This window comes from Lancefieldella sp., from assembly GCF_057237245.1.
Genome location: NZ_DBHHJM010000004.1, coordinates 123,335 through 139,741 on the forward strand (window position 1 = coordinate 123,335; position 16,407 = coordinate 139,741).

The window sequence follows — 16,407 nt, forward strand, 5'->3', positions numbered from 1 at the left end:
ATTCTCGCTAGTACAGAGGCAGCTCGCCCGTTAACGGATCAATATCTTCTGCAGCCAGTGGCTCAAACGCCAGACAGGTAAATGTTGGTTCTCCATGGAACTCGGTAAAGCCCGCGTCCCTAATAAGGGCCACAACAAAGCCACGAGCTTTTCCTTCAGCAGCAAGCTCAAGCAACGCTTCTTCAGAATCAACGTAGACGCATACCTTTGCAACGCCAGCATCAAACCAGTTAGTGATTGCAGAGGTATCTTCGTCAGCATGGTCCAAATAGACCCAATTCTGATCATCAGCGACACGAACCTGATCAAGTCTATGCTCTTTTGCAAGTGCCATAAGCGTGGCTTCAACACACGCATGACTTGCCTGAGCAGCAATTTTACCTTTTCGCATCTTAAGATCGCGACGAATAACAATCATTTGTTTTGATTTATACGAAGAGCTTGACATGAAAAACCTTTCTAGAAACTGAGTGCTAAGTGTACCATTCACGGCTTTCCGATTTTTGTCGCAAGAAAATCCCGAAGGATCAAAAAGACTCTCTAAAACCAAGAGCGGCGAGAAGAACGTTGAATGTTCAGCTTGTTACATCAATAAGTTAAATAACGGCACCTTTGTGGAAAGTTGATTCTTGTCCATGCTGCTAAGGTTGACGGAGGAGGTGTTTATGAGAGAGTTGGTTATTTTTGTCATGTATATCTGGGCTTCAATATCGGATATGCGAAATCGCACTATTCCAAATAGAATCCCTATTTTGCTCGCTTTTTTATGGCCTATTTGGTTTGTGGCAAATGAAAAGCGAACTGAGTTACTGATGAATGCATTATGGAGTGAGCTCTTTGTTATATGTGTACTGATTACAGTAGGTATAGTTACAAAATTTATAGGTCATATGTCTTCTCTGGGAGGAGGAGATATTAAACTAATTCTCTCAACATGCCTTTATCTTGAAATAAAAGAGACATTTGTCTTTTTATTTTTAGCAAATATTTTAGGTGTTATGTTTTCCTTTCTGTTCTTTATTTGGCGTAAATTTTTAAAGAGAGAAGACAGAAATAAAGAAGAAATTGCCAGTTCAGATAGTATATTTATGTATACATTTCCTTTTGCACCATTTCTTGGATTTGGTGTGGCACTTGCGCTATTTTTACGCTAAAATCGGGAAGTGTTATATGAATTTAAAAATTCTTCTAATTCCCGAATATATAAAAAGTTTTTTCTGCTATCAATAGTTTACACGTTGCGTTGAGAGATTGAGTTCCCCCAACACTCAATTTCATCGCTAAATGGCCCCGACCATTTAGTTTTCTCGATTTGCGAGGCAACGTATGCCATGGAGGCAGGACGACTATTAACGTGGTCGCACACATGTCGCCCTGCCTCATGGCAATCCCTTTAGAGCTATTTGCTCTATCTTTGATATACCCATTATTTCAAGTATTTAAAAGTAAAAATACAGCTACTAGGCTATTTTCCTGCGGTTTTATACGTGTCAGAAACCAGCTGCATGGATCATTCAAAATCTTGAAGCCAGATGGCGTAGAGGCTCTTTGTTATTGCATAAAATCGCTGATACATTATTTTGCATAGTTCAATTGATTTTTGCATATCTTTTGTATAGCCAATTAATTCCAAGCGGCAGGGCTACTTATGATTTATTTACGTAACAGGTATGCAATCTTCTTCAAATTTCCGCTTGTAAAACAACATAACAAATTGTATCTGAAGATATTTTAGTGTAGTATGATACGGTAACAACACGGGACTATGCATAAAACATACGCATGTTTTTAAGGCATCGTTTGAGCAGATGGGGCTGTGAGATGGCTAAGGCAGGTGTTACCAAAAAGACCGACCCAGGTTTGGGTAGGACAGTAGCAAGGTTGTTACAAGAAAGTGGCAAGCGCCAGGTAGACCTGTGCGAATTCTCACATTGGTCACGTGCGTATGTCTCTTACATTTGCACTGAGCGTCGTAAGTGGCCTTCATTTGATAAAGCAAAGGTTATCGCTGACTTCTTCTCCTTAAGTCTTGATCAACTTTGGGTTGAGCATCTTAAAGATCTTGTTGATGCTGGCGTGGAGCTTACAGAGACGCAGAAGAAGAATTTAGCTGAGGGTGTTAATCTTCCAAATCCTACTGTTATGCATGACGGAAATGACAATAGAGAATACCTCCAACCTGTTGTTTCCTCGGGGAACGGCTCAGATTACACGCTCCCGGAAATTCTTGGCGTCGAATAAGTATTTTTGACTATTTTTATTGTTTACAATGCCATACTTGCTGTATACGCGTATGATTCAGCGTTGTTCAGATTGCATGGGGCTATCTGAAGAGTAGGAGATGTGCAAGATGGCTGGACTACACTGTTCAGACTGCGCTTTTAGCTCGTTTAAATTTAACGAGGACGCCCAGATGTATCAGGCGTACTGCTCGCGCGGCTATTTGCTGGCTGATCCACATATCCATGAGCTTTTTGCCATGCACTTTGCTAAGTCTCCAGAGGATTTTGTTCCCGTCAAAGATCCGTTTAATCGCGAGTATCTGAGAAAGTCATATATCTGCGGAGAATTTATTAAGCGCAAGGATAATTTGGGTTAACGGTATGTCTTAAAACCCTGTTATGTAACATAGCAGGGTTTTATTATGCTTCTGACGTGTTTCTCGTCTAATCAATATCAAAGAATTAAGTAAATATCACAAAAGTTGTTATGTAACGCTTATAGATTTCTGCATAATTAGTTAACTTTCTGTTATATGTTCCCCCTAAAACAAGGTAGTATTGATTTGGGGGAATCTCCTTATTACAAGGGGATTTAAAACATTTATAAAGGAGCGGCAGCAATGTCGAGGCGACCACAAACAGAAAGTTGTGACACACGTCACAGGCTTCTTAAATCCGCAGAGCAAGAGTTTGCTTTACAGGGATACGATAAAGCTTCACTGAGACAGATTTGTGCACATGTAGGTGTTACAACAGGCGCTCTTTATTTCTTCTTTGAGAATAAAGAGGACCTCTTTAAGAATGTTTTGATCCCTGTCACTGAAGGCGCAATTCAGATTCTCGAGGATTACAAAGATCATCTGCTGGTCTCTGAGGAAAGAGATCTTGAAGACACTCCTTTGGGTAATAAAGAAACACTCGAGAAATTCTTAGACCTTCTGTACGGCAATAGGTACGTGGTGCAGATTCTTGTGAACAACCGAGAAAACCCGCATGTTGTCCATTTCTTTGAAGAATTGACTGAGGTTATCTCTGCAACCATCAGAGCCATTCTTTATCCTAACGTTGCACAGGTTAAACCCTATGATGAGTTTATTATTACCTGGCTTGCTCAAACTGAAATGACCACCATTGTCAACATTCTTAAAAATGATGAGACTCGTGAAGAGGCTGACGGTCACATAAATTCAGCAGTAATGTTTACGCAAGGTGGCATTAAAGCCTTAGTTGAAGAACATTAGATGCTCATCTGTGCATAAAAATTGACAATATCTACTTATTTCCGTTATCCTCTTATAAGGTATAAATCACCCAAAGGAGACCTTTATGAAGTTTAATAAGCTCGGCCTCGTAGCAGCATCCGCTTCTGCCGTTCTTGCACTTGCTGGCTGCAATCTTATTCCAAATCTTGCTGATCCAGGAACCACTACTGGCGGTGGTCAGCAGCAGCAACAGCAGCAGACTGCACCTGATGCAAATACCGCAACCAAGCCTTCAGATACTCGTGCTGGTGACTCTGACTCTCAGCAGCTCTATCAAACTCTGATGGACAAGCACAACACTTCAGAGCAGGTTACCAACGTTCAGAAGTACGTTGATGATATTAAGAAGACTGGCGATAAGACTGAGGTTCTTATTGACACCGATAAGATTACCGTTACCGTTACCGGCATTGGTGTTGACTTTGAGAACTCCAACGGCTATCTGGTTGAGGTTGTTAACAAGACCGATACCAACATCTTCATTCAGACCACCGACACCGCTATTGGCAAGGATGAGCTGAGCTTGTTTGTTAACGCAGCTCCTAACGCAACTACCAAGGGCTTTGCATTCTTTGACCCAGGTGTAAAGATGGACGCATCCGCAACTGTTCGTGGTACCATCCTTGCTCTTTATGGTTCTGACTACAGCATGGATTCCTTCAACGTTATGTTCTAAGTTCACTTAGTTCGTTGACTGCAAAGGCTCAGCTTTTAGCTGAGCCTTTTTTGTTAGCGAGAAACCCCGTCAAAAGCAGCTAAATGAGTTAGTGTTGAGGTTATTAGAATCCGTTAGACTATAGAGTTGTTAGCTATTAGAAAAGCATGTATGCACTGCATATAAGGAGCTACGATGCTAGATTTAGATAAAAACACAGACGGGTCATATAACGACCTTATCTTTTTAAAGCCTCTTTTTCACAATAAGATTTGGGGCGGAAGAAGACTTGCTGAAGAGTATGGCTATGATATCCCTGAAGGCTCAGTAGGAGAGTGCTGGGCGATCAGTGCACATCCTAGCGGAGACTGTGAAGTTGCCTCTGGTACATATGCTGGCAAAACTCTTTCGGAGCTTTGGTCAACGCATCGAGAGCTTTTTGGTAATGCAGGAGGAGACCGTTTTCCGCTTCTTATTAAAATTCTTGATGCAAAAGATGATCTCTCTGTTCAGGTTCATCCAGATGATATGTACGCAGCAGAACACGAGAATGGTTCTCTGGGAAAGTCTGAGTGCTGGTATATTCTTGATGCAAAAGAGAATGGCGATATTGTTGTAGGACAAAATGCCTCCTCAAAAGAAGAGTTTGCAGCCATGGTTGAGCAGGGAAAGTGGACTGAACTGCTCAATTACGTTCCTATCAAGGCTGGAGATTTCTTTAGGATTGATCCTGGAACCGTTCACGCCATTAGAACGGGCACGCTTATTCTTGAAACTCAGCAGAGCTCCGATGTTACGTATCGCGTCTACGACTATGACCGTTTAGGTGATGACGGTAAACCTCGTGACTTGCATCTAGCACAGAGTCTTGAAGTCATCGATTATGCACAGGAAGCTCCAACATCTGGAGAAATCACAGCTCCAGAAATTGACGGCAAAACTGAGCTTATGAGTTGCAAGTATTTCTCGGTAGAAAAATATGAGATTCATGAGTCAAAAACTATTGCTCAGCCATGGCCGTTTATGTGCGTAAGTGTCATTGAGGGAGAAGGTGCGGTTTGCGCTGACGGTGGCAACGGAGTAGAGCATAGGATTTGCAAGGGCTCGCATTTTATTGCACCTGCGTCTTCTGGTAGCCTGCGCTTTACGGGCACTATGACGTTGATTACCTCTCATCTTCCTCATATAAAATAGGACGATAAATGAGTCGAATGCAGCTTAATTTGTAACATTTGACTCGTTTCAAGTAGAATATAAAAAGTTGGGACTCCCATACGCTTATAGGAGGAACGTATGAACAAAGAGATGATTACTCGTCGCGCTTTTGCGGGATTGGCTGCAGGTGGTGCTGCTAGCACGCTTGCCGCTTGTAATAGTGATGCCCTTCAGGCAATTTTGAATCCTGATTCCGTTCTTGGTGGAGCTGGTCAAGATCCTCAGAATGGCGATCAGGGCGGTACTGGCGATGCGACTTCTCAGTCAAATCTGGTTAAGCTTGAGGAGACTCCAGATAATCCAACACTAACCGGAGATCTTTCCAAGATTGTTACTGGTGTTTGGTGTGTTGACAATGGTGTTGGAACTAAGGGTGGATCAAAGGAAGGCAAAACCTTTGACCATGGCGGCATGCTTAATCAGGGCTATAACGATGGAACCGTTCTTTACTATTCTTTCAAAGAAGACGGTACTTTCTTCATGCACAATTTTAAAGGCGTGAAGAATGACGGTAAGTGGGAAGCAAAAGGAACTGTTGCCATTCAGTGTACGTATGATGATGGTGATAGTGTGCCAATGCTTTTTGATAAGGACGATAACAACTATCTGAAATACAGTGATGCCAAAAGTGAGATTACGTTTAATTTCAAAAAGCTTTCAGATAATCCTGACGATACTTCACAGATTGCTTATATTGATGGTCAGGTAGTCAATTTTGCTGCCACCATTCCAGGTACGTACTATCTCTTCGGTCTGCACTATGCAGATGGCTCTAAAGAAGATTTAACTAGTGAACAGATTGAGTCTATGAATAAGGGTTCGGGTGCAGCGTATACCTTCTCTGCTCATAAGGAAGGAAATGCTGCACTGTTCTATCCAGACGGTAGTGTTGCCCCTATTCAGATTGTTGCAGAGGAGCCTTCGGCAGATGGTCTTTCTTTCCCTATTCTTGCTCAGGGCTTTTCAAAAGACGGACAGATAGCTAAGTCTGTTCTGTACACTACTGCGGAGGATAAGAAACTCCTTAGCATTGATACCCCTGGATATACTCTCAAGTTTGCCCTCATTAATCACCGCGAGGATAATTGGGCTAAATATGAGTATCCACCAAAGGCTGAGTTCCCTTGGCAGCCAGATGGTAAGGGCGGCTATACGCTGGTAACACCTACTTCTTCTGGTTCTGGAAATGGCGGCAGCTCATCTGGAAATGGCGGCAGCTCATCTGGAAATGGTGGCGGCGGCAAGGGTGGTACTGGTAAGAAATAACCGCAACCTTTTCTAACATCTTTTATTAACAAAAAAGCAGGCATATGATATGCCTGCTTTTTTCTTGCTAACCTTTTACGCGTGTAAAAGGGCGGTGATGTAAAGCTTGGTGTAAAGCTTACGCAGCGTGTGCGCCGCCCTCAATCTCACCAGTGCAGTGTGGGCAGCGAGTTGCGCCTTCCTTAACCTCTTCAAGGCAGTGTGGGCAGTGTGGAGCTGCAACCTCTTCACCAGCTTCTTCTTCGTCCTTCTTAAGCTTGGAAGCCTTCATGAACTTATTGAGGGCCTTAACCATGCAGAAGACAATGAATGCAATGATCAGGAAGTTGATGATTGCGCTGATGAATGCACCAAAGTCAATGCCGTTCTGGGTGCCAGGAACTGGAATAGAAAGACCAGAAACCTCGGTACCGCCACCAGAGATCAGCTTAATAAATGGGTTGATGATGTCATTGACAAGGGAGGTAACAATAGCGGTAAATGCGCCGCCAATGATGATACCAATAGCCATGTCCATAACATTGCCCTGCTGGATAAACTCTTTAAACTCCTCGATAAACTTTTTCATTTCATCTCTTTCGTTTAATTGGTAGAGGACAGATATTTCTACTCGCGTCTACGGCGTGCGCTTATGCGCTGGCCAGACCATAGATGCGAGAGTATTTGTCGGTCAGATACTTGGTGTAGTAATGGACGTCAAAAGGCTCACCGCATGCACCCATGATGAGCTCCTTGGAGTCTTTTGCACGACCCCAGGTCCAAATACGGCTGCCCAGCCACTCCCTAATAGGGGCAAGATCCCCTGATGCGCAGACGGCGTCAAAGTCCATGCCCTCAGCAATCATGGCGTGCTTGTACTGTGCGCCATAAGCGCTGCCAAGAGCATAGGTTGGGAAGTAGCCAAACTCACCCCATGACCAATGAACATCCTGAAGAGCGCCTTCGGTGTTGTTGGGAACCGTAACACCCAGGTACTGCTTGTACTTCTCGGCCCAAAGAGCTGGGACATCCTTTGCAGTAATCTCGCCAGACAAAAGTGCCTGCTCCATTTCATAACGGATGAGGATGTGCAGAGGATAGGTGAGCTCGTCCGCCTCAGTGCGGATGAGACTTGGCTGTACCTTATTAGCTGCCGAGAAGAGCTGGAAGGCAGTAACGCGATTCAGCTGACCAGGGAAATGCTTGCGCATAAGCTGAATAAGAGGCTCAGCAAATGCCTCAGAAAGGCCAACGTAGTTCTCAAAGAACCTGGACTGAGACTCGTGCATGCCCATAGAAGTGCCGGTGCTCAGAGAGGTAAAGCGGTACTCCCAGTTGATTCCCTGCTCGTAGAGGGCGTGACCGTTCTCATGCAGCATGGAATAGACATTGGAGAGAACGTTATTCTCGTAAGCGTGGCTGGCAACCATAACAAAGCCGATACCAGGGCCACCGGTGTAAGGGTGCTCAGTTTTACCAAGCCAATAAGCGTCCTCGTCAAGGCCCTGGAGTTTTACCAGGTCTTTTGCAAGATCCCACTGACGGTTAACGTCAAACTTACCCTCAAGAGGTTTGGTGCTTGGTTGGCGCTTAGAAGCCATGCAATCAGCAACTAGGGGAACTACCACTTCTTTAACGTTATTGAAGAAGGTGTTGTAGAACTCTCTGTTGGTGCCGTGCTCAAAATCGCTGAGTAAGAGATCATATGGATCTTTGGAAGCATCGCGTGCTTGGCACATCTCTTTGCGAAGCTCAATTAAGCTATCCAGCTTTGGCGCAAAGAGTGACCAGTCATCGCTGTTCTTTGCCTGCTCCCAGACCTCATTAGCCTCTGTGGTAAGACGAACAAAATTACTCTGAAGCTCAACAGGTACATCTACCAGCTGACTTCTGTCGCGGCGCAGAATTTTAACTTGTGCGCGATGAGTCTCATCAAGTAGAGCGCGATTCTCGTGAAGTCTGTCAAGCAGTGCGCCAACAGCAGGATCACAGAGGGTCTCCTGGATCTGCTCGCCAAGGATTGCCAGGGCTTCTCCACGCTCTTCAGCAGCCTTTTTTGGATCAATGCATGGTCCAAAAGAGCCAATCTCATTAGCTGCATAGTTGAAGGCAAAGAGCTTCTTCTCAAGTTCATCAAGTTTGGCGATATCATCGCGGGGATTTGAAAGCGCTGCGTTCAGTTCAACAGTGTTATGTGCGCTGTCCATAAAAATCCTCTCTACAAAATAGGTGTGACCAGTATGTTTGCCGGTTATATGCAACCGTTTAGCAATTGCGTCATATTTTACCCTGTTATTTATTGTTATTTGAGCGATACTAAAAAGACTACGTCCTAAAACAATAAGCACATCTTTTCGGCACAATTTTTGCCTAAAGATGGCCTGTAAGGAGTAAGAGTTCTATGGATGACAGCAGAATCTCGTTTGACGTATGGAGTGATCTTTACGCAGATCGCGTTCAAACCATGCGAAAAAGCGAAGTACGAGATTTGTTTGCGGCCCTGTCTCGTCCAGGTGTCATTGCGCTGTCTGGTGGTCTGCCAGACATTTCTTCGCTGCCACTTGACCAGGTTGCAGAGTGCGCTCGACGCTGCGTTGCTGTTGAGGGACTTAGGTCTCTTCAGTATGGCAACTCCGATGGCCGTATTGAGTGCAGAAGGACCATCTGCAAGATTTTAGCTGCTCAGGGCGTCGAGGCCGATCCTGACGAGATGATTTTGACTTCTGGTTCTCAGCAGGCGCTTGATTTCTTGGGCCGTGTCTTTCTTAACCCAGGTGACGATATTATCTGTGAGGGTCCAAGCTATCTTGGTGCGTTCCAGGCATTTTCTGCGTATGAGCCTACTGTTCACACCATTGATATGGACGAAGAGGGTATCAGAACAGACCTGCTTGAGGCAAAACTTAAAGAGCTTGCGGACCAAGGCAGAAAGCCTAAGTTCATCTACGTCATTCCTAACTTTAACAATCCTGCCGGCATCACCATGTCTATGCCAAGACGTCTGCGCCTTCTTGAGCTGGCGCGCCAGTACAACATCCCTGTTGTTGAGGATGACCCGTATGGTCTTATTCGCTTTGAGGGAGAAGATCTAACGCGCCTTAAGACGCTTGATCCAAGTGTCATTTATTTGGGAACCACGTCGAAGATTTTTGCCCCTGGACTGCGTCTTGCATGGATGGTTGCACCTCGTCATTTCCTTGAGCGCATCAACCTTGCAAAGTCTGGCTCCGACCTATGTACCAGCCCCTTTAACATGATTCTTGCCGAGCACTACTTCAATGAGGTTGATTGGCAGGCGGCCCTTGAGGTGTCTAAGTCTCGCTATAAAGAGAGAAAAGACGCCATGCTCGCAGCGCTTGCAGAGTTCTTCCCCAAAGATGTTACCTGGACTAAGCCAGAGGGTGGCCTGTTCCTGTGGGTAACCTTCCCGCCATACCTCAATACTGAGCAGTTGCTTCCTCGTGCAATTGAGGAGGGAGTTGCCTTTGTACCAGGTGTTTATTGCTATCCTGACCAGCGTATTAGTTCAAGTATGCGTCTGTGCTACTCATTTGAGACGCCAGAGCGCATCCACGAGGCAATCCGCAGGCTGTCTTTGTGCGTCCAAGATCGCATGGCGCTGTATCGCGCATTCCTAGAGGCGGGCGCTCTACCTGAGTCTTCTCATTCTGAATCTCAATCCTCTGCAAGGGAGTGTTAAGTATGGCTACAAAAGTTGCTGTCATTATGGGTGGAGCCTCATTTGAGAGGAACTTCTCGCTCAAAAGTGGAGCTCTTGTCTCTGAGGCTTTGGAGAAGCGTGGGTATGAGGTATTACCACTTGATGCTGACGCACACCTGGTAGACACCCTTCGTGCCGAGAAACCCGATGTTGCCTTTGTGTGTCTTCACGGCGCGGGCGGAGAAGATGGTGCAGTACCTGCGCTTTTGGAGTTCCTCAAGATTCCGTATGTGGGATCAAGGCCTGCATCTTGTAGAGCAGCCTGGAACAAAGCTGACATGCCATTTATTGTGCGTCAGGCCTGGTCAAAGGAGGAGTCCGAGGTCATCTGGCCTCCTCAGATTGTACTGACCGCAAGCGCATTCAAAGACCTTGGCGCTGCAGCTGCTCTGGACTTGGTTCCTGAGCGCTTGGGCGGTGGCGTTGGCTTCCCTCTTGCGGTCAAGCCTGTTCACGGCGGCTCTGCTATGGGCCTTTCTAAGGTTGATAGCGCTGACCAGCTAGGACCAGCACTTCTCGGCGCACTTGGTTTTGACGATTCCGTCATTATCCAGCAGTGGGTTGATGGTGTTGAAGTAAGCGTTACTGTGCTCTCTGATGCAGACGGCGAGAAAACCCTGCCACCGGTAGAGATTTCAGTGGTCAAGGGTATTTATGACACGGATGCTCGCCTTGATCCAGAGCGTATTCAGCATTTCTGTCCAGTTCGTCCTGAGTCTTTGGCAGCACTTGGCGCAGATCCAGCCGCTGCTCGTGAGGCTCTTGAGCGCGCAGCTCTTGAGGTGTACACCGCTTATGGCTGCAGAGATCTTGCTCGTATTGATTTTATTTGGGATGGACATCACGTTATGGTCATGGGTCTGAAGACATTCCCAGGACTCACTGAGACCTCCCTTGTTCCAATGGCTATTGAGGCTGCAGGATACGCTGTTGAAGACGTTCTTGCGCAACTTGTTGAGGGTGCGCTTAAGCGCGGTAACTAGGGGGTTTTATGGAATACGTATTGGGCATTGATGTTGGTGGCACCACCATCAAGCTGGGACTCTTCTCTGCAGAGGGAGAGCTACTTTCTGAGCAGAAGGTCAAGACGCCCGCACTTGATAACCAGGATGGTTATCAGACGGTAACCGATGCTATTAAGCTGATTGTTCATGGCCAAAAAGCAAGCCGTAACGATGTTATTGCGTGTGGTTTGGATATTCCAGGTCCTGTTGCAGATGACGGAACCGTTGGTCTTCTCGCCAATGTAGATATTGATCCTGAAGGATTGGTGCAGGCAATCAATATGTGCCTGCCAAACGCAACTATCGCGTTTGTCAACGATGCTAACGCCGCTGCTCTGGGCGAAGCGTGGGCTGGCGTTGCCGTGGGCGTGCCGTCGTTTGTGCTGATTGCGCTGGGTACCGGCGTTGGTGCAGGTGTTGTTGTAGACGGCAAGCTTGCTGCGGGTGCTTTTGGCGCGGGCGGTGAGATTGGTCACATCATTGTTGAGCCAGAAGAGACGTTGACCTGCGGTTGTGGTCGCCACGGTTGCCTGGAGCAGTATGCTTCTGCTAAGGGTGTTGTCCGCCTGTACCTGGAGGAATGCGTTTCTCGAGGTGTTGTTCCTGTGACTATTGAGCACGAGACTGATACGGTGTCCGTGTTTAGGGCTCATGCTCAAGGCGATGAGTGCGCAACCCTTGCTATCCATAAGATGTGCCACTACCTGGGTCTTGCTATGGCGCAGGTGTCGTGCGTAGTTGATCCTGCCATGTTCTTGATTGGAGGCGGTGTTGCGGGTTCGTTTGCAACGTTTGCTACCGAGCTTCGCGAGTGTTTTGAGCAGTACGCTCTACCGGTAAGCAAGGGCGCTCGTATTGAGGCTGCGAGCTTGGGCAATCAGGCTGCAATGTATGGTTGCGCATACGAGGCGCTGCGCCTGAGGCAAGAGCGTTTTGGCCAGGAGAGCGCTGAGTAGAAGCAAGTTTTTGGCGCATGATCTTCTCGTCTGGAAAAGGGTACGTACGTGAGGGCTCTTGGCGAGAAAAACATCAAAGTTTTTGTCATAAACGCTGTACTAAATGAAAGTACGTTCAATAACATAATTTTCTGATTACAATTTATGTAAAAACGTAGTTGTCAAAGCTGCTCAGTGCTAACATTGAGCAGCTTTTTTGGTTGTGTTTGGAATAGTTCCGAGCACTAGGATGAAAGGGGAGTGCTGTGGCTGACGAGTCAAAGTATGACATCGTTGCTGCTACTGGTTGCCCAACCGGTATTGCGCACACCTTTATGGCTAAGGAGGCCCTTGAGAAGGCCGCCGCAGCTAAAGGTCTTACCATTAAGGTTGAGACGCACGGCCAGGTCGGTGTAGAGAACGAGCTCACCGCAGCTGAAATCAAGAACGCCAAGGCAGTAGTTGTTGCTGCCGATAAGGACGTTCAGGCTGAGCGTTTTGCCGGAAAACCAATGGTAAATGTTGGTGTTACTGCAGCTATTAAGGATGCAGAGGGTCTTATCGACCGCGCTCTTGTTGCTCAGCCTGAGGGCGAGCTTGCAGAGGCAGACGACGCTCCAGTCTCAAGCACTATTGAGAAGGAGTCTGTAGGCCACATCATCTACAAGCACCTCATGAACGGCGTTAGCCACATGCTGGTCTTTGTTGTTGCTGGTGGTGTTCTGACGGCTGTTTCATTCCTCTGGGGTATTACTTCCTTCAGCTCCACTGCACCTGACTACAACAGCTTTGCTGCCATGCTCAAGATCATCGGCGGCATTGCAATGGGCCTTATGGTTCCAGTTCTCTCTGCTTACATTGCAGAGTCTATTGGCAAGCGTCCTGCTCTTGTTCCTGGCTTTGTTGCAGGTATGATTGCTATCCAGGGTCTTCCAATCAACCCTAACACTGGCATGATTGATGCTGGTGGCGCTGGCGTTGGTTTTGGCTTCTTGGGTGGTATTGTTGGCGGCTTCCTTGCCGGTTATGTCATCGTTGGTCTTGAGAAGCTCCTTGCAGGTCTTCCAAAGAACCTTGATGGCCTGAAGGCAATCTTCCTGTACCCACTGCTTTCCACCACCATTGTTGGCCTGGTTATGCTGGGTATTTCTGGTCCTATGGCAGCAATCAACACCGGCATGATGAACTTCCTGCGCGGCCTTTCTGCTTCTGGTCCAATTGTCCTTGGTCTTGCAATTGGTTGCATGTGCGCATTTGACATGGGCGGCCCAGTCAACAAGGCAGCTTACGTCACCGGTACTGCTCTTCTGACCGAGGCTCTTGCTGCTGGTGTTGGTACCCCAACTTATGAGTTTGGTACCAACTTTATGGCTGCAGTTTCTGCTGCTTGTATTGTTCCTCCACTGATTACCACCTTTGCTGTTGTCGTTGGTAAGAAGTACTTCACCAAGTCCGACTTCAACGCTGGTCTGGTCAACTTCATTCTTGGCTGCACCCACATTACCGAGGGCGCTATTCCATTCATGACCAAGAACATTTGGCCTGTCATGCCTATCATGATGATCGGTTCTTCCATCGGCTCCATCCTGACGCTGCTCTTTGGTGTCCACGACCCAGCACCTCACGGTGGTTTCCTGGTTCTTCCCGTTGTCGATGGCGGCCTCAAGTGGGTTCTCGCCATTCTCATCGGCGCTGTTGTTGGCGGTATTCTCTTTGTTGCTTTCAAGGCATACGAGTACCGCAAGAACGGCAACCAGATTGTCGAGGGCTAAGCGTTACGCTTAGCACACTCGGCGGCGTTTGAGTTTTGCCCAGAATTTACGTACAGTTTGGGTGCAGACTCAGATAATCGAAGTAAAATATGGACTCGGCGATTTCGTCGAGTCCATATTTGTTTCAGAGGGAGCTTTGATGATTTACACACTTACCACTAATCCTGCAATCGACATGAACGTCAATTCGGGAGTTCCTTCTTATACACACGTCAACCGCACAACTGATGCCGTATATACACCAAACGGCAAGGGTCTGAACGTTTCATTTACGCTTGTTCACTACGGCGTTGAGTCCACTATCCTGGGATTTTTTGGCGGCTTCTCGGGCAACTATATTGTTGAAGAGGCATCTAAGATTTGCTCGGTCAAGCCTGTGTGGATTGACGGCATCACCCGCGTAAATATTTTTGTGACCACGCCAGAAGGCGAGCTTAAGTTCCCTAACGCAGGCGCTCCCGTTATTCGTTCCAAGCAAGACGAGATGCTTGAGCTGCTGCGCACTGCGCCCGACCTAGACGTGCTGGTGGTCTCCGGCTCGCTTTCTCCTGAGATGGATCCAACCTTCTACGACGAGCTTTTTGATCTGTGTCATGAGCGCGGCGCTGAGCTGGTCCTGGACATCTCACATAAACACCTTGCAGAACTTGTCGAGAAAAAACCACTGCTCATCAAGCCAAACGACGAAGAAGTGGCAGAGATCTTTGGTGTCGACGTCCATAACGAGGCCGACGTTCTTCTCGCCCTCCACAAGATTCACGAACGCGGAGCAAAGAACATCCTGCTCACGCTTGGCGGCGAAGGCGCGTACTTCTTCAATGGTGAGCACGTCTGGCACGCAAATGCTGCGCAGGTAGAGGTGCTTTCGACGGCATGCGCGGGCGATTCGACGCTGGCAAGCTTCATGTCGGTTTGGCTTGAGGATCCGTCGGCTGTCGAGAAGGCTCTGACGCGCGCGATGGCTACCGGCGGAAACGTTGCGATGAGCGCTGGCTTGGGCGACTTTGCGCTGGTCGAGAAGATCGCGGAGTCCATCCACGTTGAGCTGGTGGAGTAGGAGCGGACGTGTTGCGCGTGGAGGTGTGCGATGGTGCGCGGACTTGCGTGGAGGTGCGCAGGTTTGCGAGCCCACGGGTTTCTCGGCGTCAGGCGTGCGCAAGTCTCCATATCTGCAAAATAAGTCTTTTCTCGCTTCTTGATTTCGTGTAACGTATAAGGGCTAATGTGATAATTAGGTTTTCGAACCTCTAAAGAAGGAGAGTGCAATGTCCGGACACTCTAAGTGGGCCACAACCAAGCACAAGAAAGCAGCTATCGACGCTAAGCGTTCCTCGCTGTTCTCTAAGCTTTCCCGCAACATTACTGTTGCCGCAAAGATGGGTGGCGACCCAAATCCGGACAACAACGCTAGCTTGTCTGCCGCTGTTGCCCGTGCTCGCATGGTTTCCATGCCTAACGCAAAGATTCAGGCCGCTATCGATAAGGCATTTGGCGCTGGCGCTGATGCTGCCATTTACGAGGAGATCGTTTACGAGGGATACGGTCCTGCAGGCGTCGCAGTTTACGTTGACTGCCTGACTGACAACAAGAACCGTACCGCAGCAGACGTTCGTTCCGCATTTACCCACTCCGGTGGCAATCTTGGTACTGCTGGTTCCGTTGCGTTCCAGTTTGAGCGCAAGGGCTCCATCGCAGTTGACAAGGTTATTGTCTCTGAGGAGAAGAAGGTTGCTGACCGCGAGAACGCTGTCGACGAGGACGAGTTCATGATGGCAGTGGCTGAGGCTGGCGGAAACGATTACGAGGACGCTGGCGATCAGTGGATCGTTTGGACTGCATACGACAAGATGCAGGACGTCCAGAAGGGCCTCGAGGCTCAGGGCATCGAGGTTAAGGGTTCCGAGCTCACCATGGTTCCAACCACCCCAACTGACGTCTCTGTTTCTGATGCAAAGAAGGTTCAGCGCCTCATCGATAAGCTCGACGAGCTCGATGACGTCCAGAACGTCTACAGCACCATGAACATCACCGACGAGATTGCTGCTGCTCTCGAGGAGGAGTAAGCTTTCTTGTTCGCGACGCGCCGAGCGCGATGCACGTGACGATGTGTGAAATCGTGACCGGCGACAAAACTGTACTTCAAAGCCCTGCTTGCTAGCGGGGCTTTTTGTTTGGGTGACGTTGGCGCTGTCAGAACACACCTGTGTCGGATAATCTGCGCGTTTTTAGAAGGCCGACCACAGCAAAGTCACATAATCTGTATATACAGGGCCAAAAACATAACTTACAGCCCTAAAAAACACAGTAAATGGTGATAATCTGAGTTACGTCTCAAAAAGTGGTGTAAGGCTATTTCCTTACTACCTTCTAACCTAC

The 16,407-nt window shown here is 47.6% G+C and carries 16 protein-coding genes; 13 read left to right on the forward strand and 3 right to left on the reverse strand.

The window, feature by feature from the left end; all coding sequences use genetic code 11:
• Window positions 1-7: 7 nt before the first annotated feature.
• Window positions 8-448, reverse strand: a complete 441-nt coding sequence (pth2, locus tag ACO5GU_RS04850; protein WP_484886187.1) for an aminoacyl-tRNA hydrolase — start codon at window positions 446-448, stop codon at window positions 8-10.
• 217 nt (window positions 449-665) lie between these two features.
• Between pth2 and ACO5GU_RS04855 the strand changes: the two genes are divergently transcribed.
• From ACO5GU_RS04855 to ACO5GU_RS04885, 7 genes are all read left to right on the forward strand, one after another.
• Window positions 666-1,154: a prepilin peptidase gene (locus ACO5GU_RS04855; RefSeq protein ID WP_313995507.1), complete on the forward strand. Its 489-nt coding sequence runs from the start codon at window positions 666-668 to the stop codon at window positions 1,152-1,154.
• 667 nt (window positions 1,155-1,821) lie between these two features.
• The gene (locus ACO5GU_RS04860) at window positions 1,822-2,241 is read left to right on the forward strand and encodes a helix-turn-helix domain-containing protein (RefSeq protein ID WP_484860122.1); all 420 of its coding nucleotides are present in this window, start codon (window positions 1,822-1,824) and stop codon (window positions 2,239-2,241) included.
• Window positions 2,242-2,350: 109 nt separating this feature from the next.
• A complete protein-coding gene (locus ACO5GU_RS04865) occupies window positions 2,351-2,599 on the forward strand; it encodes a hypothetical protein (RefSeq protein WP_035428329.1) in 249 nt (82 codons plus the stop codon).
• 243 nt (window positions 2,600-2,842) lie between these two features.
• On the forward strand, window positions 2,843-3,463 hold the full coding sequence (locus ACO5GU_RS04870) for a TetR/AcrR family transcriptional regulator (protein ID WP_484880112.1): 621 nt from the start codon (window positions 2,843-2,845) through the stop codon (window positions 3,461-3,463).
• An 85-nt stretch (window positions 3,464-3,548) separates the two neighbouring features.
• Window positions 3,549-4,160 carry a hypothetical protein gene (locus ACO5GU_RS04875; RefSeq protein ID WP_484809020.1) on the forward strand — a complete coding sequence of 204 codons (612 nt, stop codon included), beginning with the start codon at window positions 3,549-3,551 and terminating at the stop codon, window positions 4,158-4,160.
• 174 nt (window positions 4,161-4,334) lie between these two features.
• On the forward strand, window positions 4,335-5,333 hold the full coding sequence (gene manA, locus ACO5GU_RS04880; RefSeq protein WP_484886186.1) for a mannose-6-phosphate isomerase, class I: 999 nt from the start codon (window positions 4,335-4,337) through the stop codon (window positions 5,331-5,333).
• Window positions 5,334-5,432: 99 nt separating this feature from the next.
• Window positions 5,433-6,620: a hypothetical protein gene (locus ACO5GU_RS04885; protein WP_484800795.1), complete on the forward strand. Its 1,188-nt coding sequence runs from the start codon at window positions 5,433-5,435 to the stop codon at window positions 6,618-6,620.
• Between the two features lie 118 nt (window positions 6,621-6,738).
• Here the strand turns inward: ACO5GU_RS04885 and mscL are convergent, their stop codons facing one another.
• Window positions 6,739-7,188 (reverse strand): large conductance mechanosensitive channel protein MscL, encoded by a 450-nt coding sequence (mscL, locus tag ACO5GU_RS04890; protein ID WP_475003183.1) that lies wholly within the window; start codon window positions 7,186-7,188, stop codon window positions 6,739-6,741.
• 61 nt (window positions 7,189-7,249) lie between these two features.
• Window positions 7,250-8,806 carry a carboxypeptidase M32 gene (locus ACO5GU_RS04895; RefSeq protein ID WP_484930332.1) on the reverse strand — a complete coding sequence of 519 codons (1,557 nt, stop codon included), beginning with the start codon at window positions 8,804-8,806 and terminating at the stop codon, window positions 7,250-7,252.
• Window positions 8,807-9,000: 194 nt separating this feature from the next.
• Between ACO5GU_RS04895 and ACO5GU_RS04900 the strand changes: the two genes are divergently transcribed.
• From ACO5GU_RS04900 to ACO5GU_RS04925, 6 genes are all read left to right on the forward strand, one after another.
• The gene (locus ACO5GU_RS04900; RefSeq protein WP_484807111.1) at window positions 9,001-10,299 is read left to right on the forward strand and encodes an aminotransferase-like domain-containing protein; all 1,299 of its coding nucleotides are present in this window, start codon (window positions 9,001-9,003) and stop codon (window positions 10,297-10,299) included.
• A gap of 2 nt (window positions 10,300-10,301) precedes the next feature.
• The gene (locus ACO5GU_RS04905; protein WP_484854170.1) at window positions 10,302-11,303 is read left to right on the forward strand and encodes a D-alanine--D-alanine ligase family protein; all 1,002 of its coding nucleotides are present in this window, start codon (window positions 10,302-10,304) and stop codon (window positions 11,301-11,303) included.
• Window positions 11,304-11,311: 8 nt separating this feature from the next.
• Window positions 11,312-12,280 (forward strand): ROK family protein, encoded by a 969-nt coding sequence (locus ACO5GU_RS04910; protein WP_035432737.1) that lies wholly within the window; start codon window positions 11,312-11,314, stop codon window positions 12,278-12,280.
• 245 nt (window positions 12,281-12,525) lie between these two features.
• Entirely contained in the window at window positions 12,526-14,031 is a 1,506-nt protein-coding gene (locus tag ACO5GU_RS04915; RefSeq protein WP_035432739.1) for a PTS fructose transporter subunit IIC, read from the forward strand.
• 139 nt (window positions 14,032-14,170) lie between these two features.
• Complete coding sequence (locus ACO5GU_RS04920) at window positions 14,171-15,088, forward strand: 1-phosphofructokinase family hexose kinase (protein ID WP_484930333.1); 918 nt, start codon at window positions 14,171-14,173, stop codon at window positions 15,086-15,088.
• A 208-nt stretch (window positions 15,089-15,296) separates the two neighbouring features.
• Window positions 15,297-16,094 carry a YebC/PmpR family DNA-binding transcriptional regulator gene (locus ACO5GU_RS04925; RefSeq protein ID WP_035428351.1) on the forward strand — a complete coding sequence of 266 codons (798 nt, stop codon included), beginning with the start codon at window positions 15,297-15,299 and terminating at the stop codon, window positions 16,092-16,094.
• Window positions 16,095-16,407: the final 313 nt, after the last annotated feature.

Bases quoted from the DNA above. Each gene is read 5' to 3' on its own strand.
- pth2 (WP_484886187.1), bottom strand. From the start codon at position 448: ATGTCAAGCTCTTCGTATAAATCAAAACAAATGATTGTTATTCGTCGC.
- ACO5GU_RS04855 (WP_313995507.1), top strand. From the start codon at position 666: ATGAGAGAGTTGGTTATTTTTGTCATGTATATCTGGGCTTCAATATCG.
- ACO5GU_RS04860 (WP_484860122.1), top strand. From the start codon at position 1,822: ATGGCTAAGGCAGGTGTTACCAAAAAGACCGACCCAGGTTTGGGTAGG.
- ACO5GU_RS04865 (WP_035428329.1), top strand. From the start codon at position 2,351: ATGGCTGGACTACACTGTTCAGACTGCGCTTTTAGCTCGTTTAAATTT.
- ACO5GU_RS04870 (WP_484880112.1), top strand. From the start codon at position 2,843: ATGTCGAGGCGACCACAAACAGAAAGTTGTGACACACGTCACAGGCTT.
- ACO5GU_RS04875 (WP_484809020.1), top strand. From the start codon at position 3,549: ATGAAGTTTAATAAGCTCGGCCTCGTAGCAGCATCCGCTTCTGCCGTT.
- manA (WP_484886186.1), top strand. From the start codon at position 4,335: ATGCTAGATTTAGATAAAAACACAGACGGGTCATATAACGACCTTATC.
- ACO5GU_RS04885 (WP_484800795.1), top strand. From the start codon at position 5,433: ATGAACAAAGAGATGATTACTCGTCGCGCTTTTGCGGGATTGGCTGCA.
- mscL (WP_475003183.1), bottom strand. From the start codon at position 7,188: ATGAAAAAGTTTATCGAGGAGTTTAAAGAGTTTATCCAGCAGGGCAAT.
- ACO5GU_RS04895 (WP_484930332.1), bottom strand. From the start codon at position 8,806: ATGGACAGCGCACATAACACTGTTGAACTGAACGCAGCGCTTTCAAAT.
- ACO5GU_RS04900 (WP_484807111.1), top strand. From the start codon at position 9,001: ATGGATGACAGCAGAATCTCGTTTGACGTATGGAGTGATCTTTACGCA.
- ACO5GU_RS04905 (WP_484854170.1), top strand. From the start codon at position 10,302: ATGGCTACAAAAGTTGCTGTCATTATGGGTGGAGCCTCATTTGAGAGG.
- ACO5GU_RS04910 (WP_035432737.1), top strand. From the start codon at position 11,312: ATGGAATACGTATTGGGCATTGATGTTGGTGGCACCACCATCAAGCTG.
- ACO5GU_RS04920 (WP_484930333.1), top strand. From the start codon at position 14,171: ATGATTTACACACTTACCACTAATCCTGCAATCGACATGAACGTCAAT.
- ACO5GU_RS04925 (WP_035428351.1), top strand. From the start codon at position 15,297: ATGTCCGGACACTCTAAGTGGGCCACAACCAAGCACAAGAAAGCAGCT.